We start from the raw sequence: 13,032 nt of genomic DNA, 5'->3' as shown, positions 1-13,032 counted from the left end.
TCGACGATCTCGCTCACGAGAGGGTCGCTATCGCCTCGCGGCCACCGTTGAGGAAGTCCTCCCAGGGGCCGCCCTTGTCCTTCTCGCCGCGCGGCTCCACCACGCCGTGCCAGAACTTGTTGAGGATGGCCAGATCCTCGGGGCTGCGCCGGGCCAGCGAGCTGACCAGGGAGCCCGCCAGGGTGCCGGCGCCCAGGACCCGGTCGCCGAAGAACTGGCTGTGCAGGATGGCGTCCTCCAGGACGCCGATCTGCTCGGCGGTGGAGAGCGCCGACTCCAGCTTCTCGTCGTCGCTGGTGGCCGAGGCGGAGGCGGCGCGCAGATCGGCGAAGCTCTGCAGCAGGATGTCCAGCAGCGAGGGCGGCACTTCGAGATCGATCTGGTGGCGGCGCAGCAGCTCGCTGGTGCGGAAGCGGACGATCTCCGCCTCGCTGCGCTTGTTGGTGACCACCGGGATGCGGACGAAGTTGAACCGCCGCTTGAGCGCGGACGACAGGTCGTTGACGCCCCGGTCGCGGCTGTTGGCGGTGGCGATGATCGAGAACCCGGGCTGGGCGAAGACGATGTTCTCGGGGATCTCACCGTCTCCGTCGCCCAGCTCGGGGATGGAGACGTACTTCTCGGAGAGGATCGAGATCAGCGCGTCCTGGACGTCGCTGGTCGCCCTGGTCAGCTCCTCGAAGCGGCCGATGACGCCGCGTTCCATCGCCGTCATGATCGGCGAGGGGATCATCGACTCCCTGGACTGGCCCTTGGCGATCACCATGGACACGTTCCAGGCGTACTTGATGTGGTCCTCGGTGGTGCCGGCGGTGCCCTGGACGACCAGCGTCGAGTTCCGCGAGATGGCCGCCGAAAGCAGCTCGGCCAGCCAGCTCTTGCCCGTGCCGGGATCGCCGATCAGCAGCAGCCCTCGGTCCGAGGCCAGGGTGACGATGGCGCGTTCGACGAACGCCCGGTCGCCGAACCACTTCTGGGAGATCTCCCGCTCCAGTCCGTCGGCGCGCTCGGAGCCGAGGACGAACAGGCGGACCATGCGCGGGCTGAGCCGCCAGGAGAAGGGCTTGGGCCCGTCGTCGACGGACTCCAACCAGTCCAGCTCCTCGGCGTACTTGGCCTCGGCGGGGGCGCGGAGCATGTTGTCGGTCATCGTCGTCTCCTAGGCGAGAAAGTTCTTGAGTTCGAACACGAGCTTGCGGATATGGCCGGATATCACCGGGGTGCCCAGATCCTTGAGGCGCTGCCGGAACGTCGGGTTGACGCTGCCGCGTCCCGAGCTGTTGACGGAGCCGACCGGGATCAGCCGCACCCCGGAGCGGTGCACCGACTGGAAGTCGGTGAGCAGCGCCGGGTTGTCGTAGAAGTCGGAGATCCACACCAGCACCGTGTTGCCCGGCTCGGCGATCTTCCGCCGGGCCACCTCCATCGCGACCGTGCCGTTGGTGCCGCCGCCCAGCCGGGTGCGGAGCAGCACCTCGAACGGGTCGTGCACCCAGGGGGTGAGGTCGAGCGCGCGGGTGTCGTAGGCGACCAGGTGCACATCGACCTTGGGCAGCCCGGCGAAGATCGAGGCCAGGATGGTGCAGTTGACCATCGCGTCGACCATGGAACCCGACTGGTCGACCACCACGATCAGCCGGGACGGGGTGGTCCGCCGCGCGGTGTGCCGGTAGAACAGCTGGTCCACATAGAGCCGTTCGTCCTCCGGGCTCCAGTTGGTGAGGTTCTTCCAGATGGTGCGTTGGAGATCCAGGTTGCGGAAGACGCGTTTGGGCGGGACGGACCGGTCGATGCTGCCGACCGTGGTCCGCTCGACCTGGGTGCGCAGCACCTCGGCGACCTCGTCGACGAATCGGCGGATCAGGGCCTTGGCGCTGGCCAGCGCGACGCCCGAGAGGTTGTCCTTGTCGCGGAGCAGCTGCTCGATCAGCGACATGCTGGGGGTGAGCCTGGCGGCCCGCGCCGGGTCGGCCAGCACCTCGCGCAGCTGCATCCGTTTGATCAGGTCGGCCTCAAGGCCAGCGATGATGCCGCCGAGACCGCCGGCCTCGCCGGGCGCGGCGCCGCCGATGGCGCCCCGCAGCCAGGCCGCGTCCTGCTGCCAGCTGGCCAGCTGGCCGGCCGTCACCGAACCGTTGCCGGTGGCGAAGGTGTTGAGCAGCAGCTTGGAGACCAGGGCGGCGCGGCGCACCGACAGCTCCGGGTCCTCGGGGTCCGCCGGGGTCGCCCGGTCCTCGGGGTCGGCCGGCGAATCCGCCTTCTCGGGGAGCACCTGGCGGAAGGCGTCCGCCAGCTCGGGGAAGCGCTGCACCAGGTTGTCCACGGAGACGCCCGGGTCCAGCAGGGCGGGCGGCAGCCCGATATCGTCGACGACGGCGACGCTGGCCTGTTCCAGGCTCGGCTGTTCGCCGGCGTCGAAGACGCGGGCCAGCATCCGCCAGTAGAGGACCTGACGGCGGTTCTCGGCGGCCGTGACGGCGGCCTCGTGCGCGCCGTCGGCCCCGGTCGGGGGGTTCTCTGCCTGGGTCATGAGCGCAGCAACCGTCCCGCCCGCTCGCGCAGCACGGCGACCGCGTCGCCGTTCCTGGCCTCGGCCTTGGCGATCTTGGGATCGGTCGGGCCGAGCGCCCAGTCGCCGTTGTGCGCCTCGACCTGCTTGCGCTTGACGGTGGCGCGCACCGCGAGCGGGCGCAGCGACCAGCCGCCGTCCCAGCCGAGCAGCCCTATCAACTCCGTCGAAGCGGCCACGAGTTGACGAGTCAACGGGCCGCTGCTCGGCAGCTGTTCGAGGGCCAGCGGAAGCTGCTGCCCGTCGAGGTGAAGGGTGTCGCCCTTGATGGTGTATCCCTCCAGCAGCACCGGCTCCGCCAGCCGCACCGGATGGCGGTCCAGCGGCGGGACGGGCGAGGCGAGCGCGCCCGGGAGCCCGGCCCTGGCGGTGACGAACGGATCGGCCGGCTCGCCGGCGCGGGCCCGGTCGTCGTGCCAGCGCAGATCGCCGGAGGCAAGCAGCGGCAGCTCGGCGATCTCCAGCGCGCGGCGCTCGGCGAGCGCCGCCAGCAGCACCGGACAGCGCCCCAGCACGCGCCAGACGGCGGGGCCGACGATGGTGTCGACCTTGGCCGCGCCGACGCCGACCCGCACCAGCCGCGTCTGCGTCTCGCCGGCCTGCTCCAGCAGGGCGTGCACCACGACCTGCACGCTGGTGCCGTGTTCGTGGATCTCGGTGCCCAGCGGCAGCAGCCGGCCGGAGACCGTCGTCGCCTCGGTGGCCTCCGGATCCCATGGTCCCGGCTGGGAGAGCAGCAGGGCCCTGGCCCACAGATCGGCCCAGCGGCGGACGGGCAGCCGCTCGGCCGTGGCCAGCGGGGCGAGGGCGTGCAGCTCGGCGGCGAGGCCGTCGACCAGGACGGCCAGCCGGCGGGTCGCCGGGGCGTCCCACAGGGCCTCGACCGTCGGGTCGGCCGAGGAGACCAGATCGTCCCCGACCCCGCGCCAGCCGACCAGGGCCAGCTCCCGCAGCCAGGAACGGGCGCCGGCCAGCCGGGGCTCGGACTGCCACACGCCGTCCGCCGTCTCCGGCCATGGCTCCCTGGCGCGGCCCAACGCCGCGTCGAGGGAGGCGAGTCGGGCGTCGTGCAGGGCGCCGAGCAGGGCGGTCCTGGCGCCGGCCACGGCGGCGAGATGCTCGTCCGTCGCGGAGCCGACGGCGGTCTTCTCGACCGCCTCGGCGACGGCCGGGCCGAGCGGCGAGGCGGCGACGGCCCCGGCCAGCACCCGCAGTGCGGCGGCGCGGTCGGCGCCCAGCCGGGCGAAGCCCTCGACCAGGGCCTCGTCGCAGCCGGTCACCACCGCCATGGCCTCGTCGGCGCCGGCGGGCTCCTGGCCCAGCAGCTCGGCGAGTTGGATACCGAACATCAGCCGGCCACCGCCCCCGTCGCCGGGAACCACGCCATCTCCGGCAGCGGCGCCTTGCTGTCCGCCCGTTCCAGATAGGCGAGATGGCGCAGGAAGCGGCTGAAGACCCCGCCGACCGGAGCGCCGGCCGGCGCGGTCCGCAGCCCGGCGAGCACGCCGCCGTCCTCGCCGACCTCGACCCCGAGATAGCGGGCGACCCGCTCCACGCCGTACTGGATCTCGGCCTCCTTGACCAGCGCCTGGAGATGCTTGCACGCGTAGCCGTGGCTGCCGCCGCAGGGACGGTTGTTGTTGGTGCCGCAGCTGAGGGCGTGGCTGTCGGCGGCGATCGCCGAGACATAGACCCGGGCGATGTCCGAGCCGCTCGACACCACGCCCTGCAGCCGTCCCTCGGCCAGCTCGACGAAGGGGACCTTCGCCAACTTGCGGGACCGTACGGGCTCGACCACCCGCACCGTGCCGCGTTCCTCCCACGCGGTTGTGTCCGCGTTCACGATCATCGACCTCCAGCTCACACCTGCGCCTCAACGGGAGGACCACCCGGGAGACGGCATGCCCGACACCGCGACCGACGTGCGGGAGGACAGGGTTGACCGCCTCGAACGAAAGCCCTTCGGCCTCGTTCGGTGATCCGGAAGACAGCATGGTGCACGCCACTGACAATCGCTGCCGAGCCCGCCGCGCCCGACCGGCCTACGGCCCCGAATCCGCCTGGGCCGCGGGCCGTTCGGCGGGGGCCGCGGCGATCCGAACGAGAACACGACCGGTACCCACCCGTGACATGAGCGCGCTGATCTGGGGGTTCGGCAACCATAGAATCACCAGCCGTAGGGGTGCGGACACAACGAAAGACGGGGGATGCTCATGCGTCGGGTGCGGAGGGGACCGAGACGCGCGACCGCGCTGGCCGCCGGTCTGCTGGCGGTCACGCTGGTCGGCTGCGGCACGTCGGACGCCGACGGGGAACCGGGCAAGACCGGGGAGTCGCCCCGGGGTGACACCTCGGAGGACACGGACGAGCCGGACGAGCCGGACGAGCCGGACGAGGAACAGCCCGACGAAGAGGGCGGCGAGGGCGACGACGAGGAGGCAGGAGGTGTCGGCGCGCTGCCGGACGAGTACGACTTCACGCCCAACCCTGACCGGCTGCCGACCGACGCGACGGAGGCCCGCGCCCTCACCGAGGGCGCCCAGGTGGACCCGGAGATCTGGTGGCCGGGGCTGACCCCGGACGACCCGCCCGAAGTCGCCGCCACCTGGACGGTGTTGGGCGACGACTGCACCTGGTCGCGCGCGGAGCTGCCGGACGGGGTGCTCGACTCGCTCACCCGCCGCTACCAGCTGCCGCCCGCCGACGGCCTCGGGCAGGTGCTGGCGACGGTCACCGTCTCGGCGCACCGCGACGACGCCGGAGCCGACGCGGAGATGGCCGCGACGCTGGACGAGAGCTACCGCTGCCCCGACCAGGAACTCGGCGACGGGCAGCGGCTGTCCGGGCTGATGTCGCTGGAGTACCCGGAGGAGGAGGTGCTGAACGCGGACGCCTCGCTCTTCGAGATGGGTCAGTGGCGCGGTCCCGACAGCCCGGTGCCCTACTCCTATCTGTGGGTGAAGTCCCGCATCGGCCCGGTCACCGCCTCCGTCGCCGTCAAGGGCGGCCCCGGGCACGACGACATGGAGCTGATGCGGATGGCGGCCGAGGGCCTGGCCCGGGTGCTGTACCAGATCGAGCTGGAGCTGACATGACGCGGGACGGCGTGGGCCGGTCGGGCGCGGTGGTGGGGGGCGGCGCCTGATGCGGCCCCTGCGTCCCGGCGATCCCGCGTGGGTCGGCCGCTACCGGTGCGTGGGTCGGCTGGGTGCCGGCGGAATGGGCACCGTGCTGCTGGGGCGCGGCACCGACGGCACGCTGGTCGCGATCAAGCTGATCCGTTCGGAGTTCGCCGACGAGCCGTCGTTCCGGCGCCGGTTCCGGCGCGAGGTGGCGGCGGCCCGTCAGGTCGTCAACCGCTGGGCGGTGCCGGTGGTGGCGGCCGACACGGAGGCCGAGGCGCCGTGGCTCGCCACGGAGTTCGTGCCGGGTCCCGCGCTCGACGCGACGGTCGCGGCGACCGGGCCGCTGCCCGAGCGGAGCGTGCGGACGCTCGGCCTGCGGCTGGCCGAGGCGCTGGACGCGGTGCACGCCGCCGGTCTGGTGCACCGCGATGTCAAGCCGGGCAATGTGCTGCTCGCGCCGGACGGGCCCCGGCTGATCGACTTCGGCATCGCCAGGGCCCTGGACGACACCGTGCTCACCGCGACGGACGCGGTGATCGGCTCGCCCGGGTTCCTCTCCCCCGAACAGGCCGGCGGCCGGTCGGTGGGGCCGGCGAGCGATGTGTTCTCGCTGGGCTGTGTGCTGGCCTTCGCCGCCACCGGACGCCGTCCTTTCGGCGGCGGCCCGGTGGCCTCGGTGCTCTACCGCACCGTGCACAACGAGCCCGACCTCGGCCAACTGTCCGGCACACTGCGGGAGTTGCTGGAGCGCTGTCTGGCCAAGGAGCCCTCGGTGCGGCCCGGCACCGGGGCGCTTCAAGCCGCCTGGCGCGATGCCGGCGCGACCGCCGGCGGCTGGCTGCCGGGGCCGGTCACCCATCTGATAGCCGAGCGTTCGGCGGGCATGCTGGCGCTGCCGCCGATCGAGCCGACGCAGGTGCCGCACGGCGCGGTGGACAGCCTGGAGACCACCAGCGCGCCCAGGAGCGAGACGCCCTACCCGCCGTCGGGCTCGTTCGGGCCGCCCAGCCAGGCGCCCGGCAGGACCCGGCGCCGGGCGTTGCTCGGGCTGCTCGGCACGGGCCTCGGACTGGCCGGGATCAGCGGCGGGGTGCTGTGGTGGAACGGCAGGAACGCCTCGGACACGGGCGGCGGCGAGGACCCGGCGCCGGAGCTGACCGCGTTGACGGTCGCCTTCCAGGCCGACCTCTCCGGCCCGCTCGCCGAGGCGGCCGACGCCCAACTGCGCGGCGCCGAGGTCGCGGTGGCCCGGCACAACGCGGACGACCGGCGGTCCTTCGACCTGGTGCTGCGCTCCGTCGACGACGCCGGCTCGGCAGACGAGGCGGTACGGGTCGCGGAACGGCTCGCCGCCGACGACGCGGTGGTCGCGGTGGTCGCCGCGACCTCCCCCGCGGCCACCAGGGCGCTGATGGACCCCTACACCAGGGTCCGCAAGTCGGTGGTCACCGTGACGGACGGCGCCGGCGGAAACCTCAACGCCGTCTACACGATGGCCCGTCCGATCGACGCCCTGCAACTTCGGCCGATCGTCACGCTGTTGACCTCGGGAACGGTGGAGGGCCCGGTGGTGCTGGTGGACGACGGCAGCGAGTACGGCTGGGAGATCACCCGCAGCGCCAGGACGGGGCTGCTGGGCGGCGGCCCCGAGGTGATCCCGGAGCGCGCCGAGGGTGGGGAGGCCGAACTGCGGGACGCCGTACGCCGGATCGTCGGCCACCTCCCGGGCGCCGTGCTGTTCGGGGGCGGCTGGGAGTCGGCGGCGGTGTTCGCCGGCCTGCTCGCCGAGGCCGGCTACCGGGGGCCCTGTCTGGGCACCCAGGCGATGCACGATCCACGGTTCGTCGAGTCGGCCGGCCCGGCCGCCGACGGCTGGCTGGTGGTCTCCACGGTGACGGATCCGCTGGCCGCCCCGTCCGCCGCCGAGTTCGCCCAGGTCTTCGAGGAGCACCATGGCGAGCCGCCGCCGCCGTACGCGGCCGAGGGCTATGACGTGATCGAGGTCCTGGCGCGCTGCGTCGAAGGTTTGGACACGGCCTCGGTGGATCATCGGGACATCGTCGAGGTGCTGCGGCTGACCGCCCATCAGGGTGTGGCCAAGGAGTACGCGTTCGAGGAGGAGAACGGCTTTTTCGTCGGGGAGGGCGTCTTCTTCTACCGGGTGGAGGACGGCGCGTTCCGCTTTCTCGGCTCCGATGTCCCGGACGAGTTCTGACCGCGATCTCCCCACCGGGGAGCGCCAGTTGGGAGTTAAGCGCACCATGAGACGACCTCTGCTGTCCGTTCCGACGTCCCGTCGTGGCCTCTTCGGCCTGGCCGGTCTGGCGCTGGTCGCCACGGCCTGTGGCGGCGATTCGGACACACCCGACGAGCGGCCCACCACCCCGGGCAGCCCGCTGTGGGTCTTCGCCCCGCACGGCGTCGCCTCGGCGGCGCCGGCGGTCCAGGTCGGCGACACCGTCTATGTGGCACGCAACGGGGCCTCGGTGTACGCGATCTCCGCGCGGGACGGCTCCTCCCGGTGGGAGTCGCCCACCGGGACGAGCGCCAGCCGCCCGGCGTTGGTCGACGATCTCCTGGTCACCGGGCTCGGCGGCGGCGATCTGGTGGCGCTCGACACCGCCGGGGGCGAGGAGCGCTGGCGGGTGCCGACCTCGGGGATGGGCGTGATGGCGGCGCCGGCCGTGGCCGACGGCACCGCGTTCGTCGGCGGCCTGGACGGGGTGGTGCGCGCCGTCGCGGTGGCCGACGGCGCCGAGCTGTGGACGGTGACCACCGGGGGACAGTTCTTCGCCGACCCCCAACTCCGGGACGGCGCGGTGCATCTGGGCGGCAGCGACGGACTGCTGACGGCCTGGGAGGTCGCCGACGGGGCGGAACGCTGGTCGTTCGACACCGGCGAGGGCATGGTCTCCACGGCCGCGTTCGTCGGCGATCTGGTGTGCGTCGGCACCGCCGGCGGCCGGGTGCACGCGGTGGACGCGCGCTCCGGGGAGCCGGGGTGGACGTCCGATGTGTCGGGGCAGGTGATCGATCCCGTGGCCGCCGAGGGGCTGGTACTGGCGCCGTGCCCCTCCGGACGGCGCCTGCACGCCCTGGACGGGGAGAGCGGCGAGGAGCGCTGGCAGGCGACGGTGTCCGGCGAGCTGCTGCCGGTCGCCGTGCGGGGCGACACCGTCTACTACCCGGCCGAGCCGGGCCTGTTGGTGGCGGCCGAGCTGGCCACCGGGACGGTGCGCTGGGAGTTCGAGATCGGCGCGGCCGAGGCCCCGGGCGAGAGCGTGCTGAACCTGGCGGTCTCGAACGACACCCTCTATCTGGGCACCGACCAGGCCACCGCCATCGCCCTCACCACCTGAACTCGGCCCGCCTCACACCGGCTCACACCGCCTCACACCGGCTCCAGCACGATCGGGTTGCTGAGCGCGGCCATGGCCCCCGAGGGATGGCGCACCTCGACGCGGATGAACTCCGCGCCGTCCGGCGGGATACGGGCCATCGACTCGCCGACGCCCGATGCCGGCAGCGACCCGCGGTGCGCCTCGCCCCGCGCGGTGTGGAAGGCGATCGTGCCGTCGGGCACGCCGCGCACCTCGGCGCGCACGGTGACCGGCCGCGTCCCGACGGCCAGCCGCTCGCCGATGCCGACGGCGGACCGACCGAGGGCACGGGCCGTGAACGTCAGCTCGACCGAGGTGGATTCGGCGATCCAGCTGCGGCCCTCCCGGAGGCCGGCGAGGATCGCCTCGGCGGTCAGCTCCTCGGCGCACACCACGGTGTGCGGGACGCCGAGTTGGTCCGGCAGATGGGCGTCGCTGTTGCCCATCGCGGGCCGCCACCGCCCCCGGGGCACGTCCTCGGCGAGGGCGCGCGCCCAGTCGGCGAGCGCCGCCTCGTTGTCGGCGTTCCACGGGCGGTCGGAGGACCAGAGCCCGTTCCACACCTCGACGACGTCGAAGCCCGGGTAGGGATGGCGCAGGGTGCCGGTGGGGTAGGGCGCGTGCGGGTGGGCGGCCACGGTCAGCCCGCCGGCGTCCGTGACCTCCCGCCGGCGCCGCGCGAGCGTCCCGTCGCCTGCGCCGTGCCGCCAGTCGATCAGCCGGCCGGGCGGAAGGCCCAGCGCCAGCCAGTGGCCGTCGTCGGTGGTGACCTCCTCGCCGAGGATCACCAGCAGATCGTCGGCGGCGAGCCTGCCCCAGGGGGCGTGCGCGGCGGCGGTGTTGTGCTCGGTGGTCGCGAGGAAGTCCAGGCCGAGGGCGCGGGCGTCGGCGGCGATCCGCTCGGGCGTCAGGGTGCCGTCCGAGTGCGTCGAGTGCACGTGGCAGTCGCCCCGATACCAGCGCGACCAGGCGTTTCTCCGGGTCATGCCGGGGCAACGTCCCCCACCCGCCGTGCGTTCCCCGCCGGGGGAGAACTCAGTGGACGATGGAGACGATCCGGGCGGCGGCCGCCGCGAGCGTCCGGTCGCCCGTGACGCGGGCGCGGGCGAGGGCCGTGGCCGGGTCGACGGACCGGGTGCAGAGCCGCCAGGCGGTCTCCGCGTCCCATTCCACGGTGGCCGCCGGCCGGCCGGTGGGCGGCGGGGCCAGGGACCAGCCCCGGCCGGTGGCGGTCACGGTCCATACGCCGCCGGCGGGCCCCGGCACCCGCACGCCCAGCTGACTGCCGGCGGGCGCCCGATGGTCGCGGAGGGTATGCGGCAGCGCGCGGAACAGGGTGTCCAACACGACGGCCAGCACGGCAGGTTCGGGATCCGTCGGCCGGCCGACGGCATGCCGGATCTGCTGCCGGTGCGTCCAGTACTCGGTGAGTTCCCTGGCGCAGTCCAACCAGGCGGGCGCCGGATCGGCGCCCGCCCAGGAGACGGCGACGGCCGGCGCCCGGGGATCGGCCCGCCGGAACCGGGCGACGACGCGGGGCGCGGCGCGCTCCAGGGCGTCGACCAGCGCGCTCGGGGCGAGGTCGGCGTGGGCGTCGATCCACTCCTGGTTGGCCCGGTGGATCCATGCCTCCAACGACTCGCCGGGGGCGCGGACCCGGGCCAGCGGTCGCCCTTCGAGGTCGTGTCCGAGACGGCCCTGGAGATCGCCGAGCAGATGCGCGGCGAGATCCCGCACCGTCCACCCCGGCACCGCGGGGGCCCGCCAGTCGGCGGCCGGCAGCGCGCGCAACATGCGGCACAGCTCGGCCAGTTCGGGTGCCAGCAGGGGACGGGCGTCGACGGGCGGTCCCAGCCAGGGCAGTTCCACTCCGTCTGCGGTCGGGGCATCCATGACGGCAGCCTGCCAGCCCCCCGACGGGCCGGGCCAGCCGAATAACGGGCCCACCGAACGGGCCGGTCGAGCGGTCGCCTCGTTTCGGGTGCCCTCATGGCGGGCCGAGCGCGCGTTCGCCAGGTGTGACGATGCCGCTCTCGTAGGCGAAGATCACGGCCTGGGTGCGGTTGCGGGCGCCGAGCTTGGCCAGGACGTTGCTGACATGGGTCTTGACGGTCTCCATGCCGACGGTGAGGTGGTCGGCGATCTGCGGGTTGGAGAGGCCGGAGGCCATCAGCCGCAGAATGTCCGTCTCGCGGCCGGTGAGCGGGGCCGGGAGCCGGGGGCGGCCGGCGGGGGCGGCGCGTGCGCCGACCAGTCCGCGCACGGCGTCGGGGAAGAGGAGGGTGTCGCCGGCGGCGACCAGCCGGACGGCCTGCGCGATCTGCCGAACCGGGGCACGTTTGAGCAGGAAGCCGTCCGCGCCGGCGCGCAGCGCGTCATAGATGTAGTCGTCGCTCTCGAAGGTGGTGATGACGATGATCTTCGGCGGGTCGTCGGCGGCGCGCAGCCGGCGGGTGGCCTCGATGCCGTCCATGCGGGGCATCCGGACGTCCATCAGGACGACATCGGGGCGCAGCCGCTCGACGAGCGGCAGCGACTCGGCACCGTCCGCCGCCTCGCCGACCACGGTCAGATCGGGCTGGGCGGACAACAGGGCGTGCAGCCCGGTGCGGGTCAGCTCGTCGTCGTCGACGAGCAGCAGGGTCAGCGGCTCGCCGGTCATGAGACGGGCCGCAGGGGGATGCGCGCGGCGAGCCGCCAGCGCTCCTTCCTGGCGTCGCGGCCGGCGGTGAACTCGCCGCGCAGCAGCCGCACTCGCTCGCCCAGGCCGGTGAGCCCGCGCCCACCGCGTGGCCTCGGCGCACGGGGGATGCGCCGCTCGGGCAGCGGATTGCTCAGCTCGATGGCGAGCCAGTCGTCGGCGGCGGTGACCCGCAGGGTGACGGGCGCGTGGCGGGCGTGGCGCAGGGCGTTGGTCAGGCCCTCCTGCACTATCCGGTAGGCCTCGCGGGAGACGGCGGCGGGCAGCCGGGTGAGATCGCCCTCCGCACGGGCGTCTATGTCGGTGCCCGTGTGGCGCAGGCGGTCCAGCAGCGGCGCGAGATCGGCGAGGGTGTGCTCGGGGGTGGTGGGGGCACGGCCCTCGCGCAGCACGCCGAGGACATGGTCGAGATCGTCCAGGGCGCTGCGGCTGGACTCCTCTATGGCGGTGAGCGCCCGCCGGGCCGCCGCCGGATCGGTCTCCAGCAGTTGGCCCGCCACGGCCGCCTGGACGGTGGCAGCGGTGAGGGTGTGGCCGACGGAGTCGTGCAGCTCGCGCGCCAGCAGGTTGCGCTGTTCCAACTCGCGTATCTGCGTTTCGAGGGCGGCGAACCGTTCGTCCGGGTCGTGGCCCAGCAGCGCGGGGGCCGCGCGGCGCAGCAGTCGGGTGGCCGCGGCGCTCGACAGCGCGCCCAGCAGGAGGGCCGTGGCGGAGACGGGCGGCGTCCACGCCCCGGCGGGCCCGGCGGCGATATGGACCGAGAGGTTGAAGAACGTGATGTCGTCCCCGCCGCCTATCCAGACGCCGGTGAACACCAGGGCGCTGGTGACACAGACCAGGGTGCCGGCGAACAGCGCCCAGCCGACGGCCTGGTGCAGAACGAGCCAGGCCGTCGTGCGGATCCCCGCCGACCAGGCGGAGCCGGCCCGGGGCAGCGGAGCGGGGAGGCCGGTGTTCAACAGGCGGTTGGCCAACCGGACATGCAGGCGCCGGACGGCGGGCAGGGCGCCGGCGGCCACGGTCAGCAGCGCGAGCAGCACGACGAAGGCCGCCCAGCGGGTGGCCCTCGCCCAGTCGCCCGGGGCGAGGGCGGCCACGAACGCGACGGCCACGGCCGGGAGGCCGAAGGCCGCCCCCGCCATGGCCAGGGCCCAGCCCCGGTAGGTGTCGGCCCGCCGGAGCGGGCGCAGAAGAATCCGCACACCGGGAAGTATCGCAGTGGGCTCTGACAACTACCTCCCCCGGTGGGCCATTTCC

Annotated in this window: 11 protein-coding genes; 3 read left to right on the top strand and 8 right to left on the bottom strand. The window is 73.7% G+C overall.

Annotated elements, in window-relative coordinates; translation table 11 throughout:
* Positions 1 to 13: 13 nt before the first annotated feature.
* The 4 genes from AOM46_RS18995 to AOM46_RS18980 are packed head-to-tail and all read right to left on the bottom strand — an operon-like array spanning position 14 to position 4,418.
* A complete protein-coding gene (locus AOM46_RS18995; RefSeq protein WP_062213473.1) occupies positions 14 to 1,150 on the bottom strand; it encodes an AAA family ATPase in 1,137 nt (378 codons plus the stop codon).
* A gap of 9 nt (positions 1,151 to 1,159) precedes the next feature.
* Complete coding sequence (locus AOM46_RS18990; RefSeq protein ID WP_062213472.1) at positions 1,160 to 2,530, bottom strand: VWA domain-containing protein; 1,371 nt, start codon at positions 2,528 to 2,530, stop codon at positions 1,160 to 1,162.
* Entirely contained in the window at positions 2,527 to 3,918 is a 1,392-nt protein-coding gene (locus AOM46_RS18985; protein ID WP_062213795.1) for a hypothetical protein, read from the bottom strand. Before AOM46_RS18985 ends, AOM46_RS18990 begins: the two co-directional genes overlap by 4 nt.
* Positions 3,918 to 4,418 (bottom strand): hypothetical protein, encoded by a 501-nt coding sequence (locus AOM46_RS18980; protein ID WP_062213470.1) that lies wholly within the window; start codon positions 4,416 to 4,418, stop codon positions 3,918 to 3,920. The genes AOM46_RS18985 and AOM46_RS18980 overlap by 1 nt, the downstream gene beginning before the upstream one ends.
* Before the next feature lie 364 nt (positions 4,419 to 4,782).
* Between AOM46_RS18980 and AOM46_RS18975 the strand changes: the two genes are divergently transcribed.
* From AOM46_RS18975 to AOM46_RS18965, 3 genes are read left to right on the top strand one after another with little or no spacing between them, the layout of a single operon-like run.
* Positions 4,783 to 5,664, top strand: coding sequence for a hypothetical protein (locus tag AOM46_RS18975; RefSeq protein ID WP_199824002.1), 882 nt, complete (start codon positions 4,783 to 4,785; stop codon positions 5,662 to 5,664).
* A 49-nt stretch (positions 5,665 to 5,713) separates the two neighbouring features.
* Positions 5,714 to 7,909, top strand: coding sequence for a bifunctional serine/threonine-protein kinase/ABC transporter substrate-binding protein (locus AOM46_RS18970; protein ID WP_062213466.1), 2,196 nt, complete (start codon positions 5,714 to 5,716; stop codon positions 7,907 to 7,909).
* Between the two features lie 46 nt (positions 7,910 to 7,955).
* On the top strand, positions 7,956 to 9,053 hold the full coding sequence (locus tag AOM46_RS18965) for a PQQ-binding-like beta-propeller repeat protein (protein ID WP_062213464.1): 1,098 nt from the start codon (positions 7,956 to 7,958) through the stop codon (positions 9,051 to 9,053).
* A gap of 32 nt (positions 9,054 to 9,085) precedes the next feature.
* Here the strand turns inward: AOM46_RS18965 and AOM46_RS18960 are convergent, their stop codons facing one another.
* The 4 genes from AOM46_RS18960 to AOM46_RS18945 form a co-directional block, all read right to left on the bottom strand.
* The gene (locus tag AOM46_RS18960) at positions 9,086 to 10,060 is read right to left on the bottom strand and encodes a CehA/McbA family metallohydrolase (RefSeq protein WP_078856961.1); all 975 of its coding nucleotides are present in this window, start codon (positions 10,058 to 10,060) and stop codon (positions 9,086 to 9,088) included.
* Between the two features lie 49 nt (positions 10,061 to 10,109).
* The gene (locus tag AOM46_RS18955; protein WP_062213461.1) at positions 10,110 to 10,967 is read right to left on the bottom strand and encodes a maleylpyruvate isomerase family mycothiol-dependent enzyme; all 858 of its coding nucleotides are present in this window, start codon (positions 10,965 to 10,967) and stop codon (positions 10,110 to 10,112) included.
* A gap of 94 nt (positions 10,968 to 11,061) precedes the next feature.
* Positions 11,062 to 11,736, bottom strand: a complete 675-nt coding sequence (locus AOM46_RS18950) for a response regulator transcription factor (protein WP_062213458.1) — start codon at positions 11,734 to 11,736, stop codon at positions 11,062 to 11,064.
* Entirely contained in the window at positions 11,733 to 12,977 is a 1,245-nt protein-coding gene (locus AOM46_RS18945) for a sensor histidine kinase (protein ID WP_067226360.1), read from the bottom strand. Before AOM46_RS18945 ends, AOM46_RS18950 begins: the two co-directional genes overlap by 4 nt.
* Between the last annotated feature and the right edge of the window lie 55 nt (positions 12,978 to 13,032).

The organism is Streptomyces sp. NBRC 109706, assembly GCF_000974485.1.
Lineage (GTDB): Bacteria > Actinomycetota > Actinomycetes > Streptomycetales > Streptomycetaceae > Streptomyces.
Note: the sequence above shows the minus strand (reverse complement) of the source record. Positions and strands in the feature narration are given on the sequence as shown.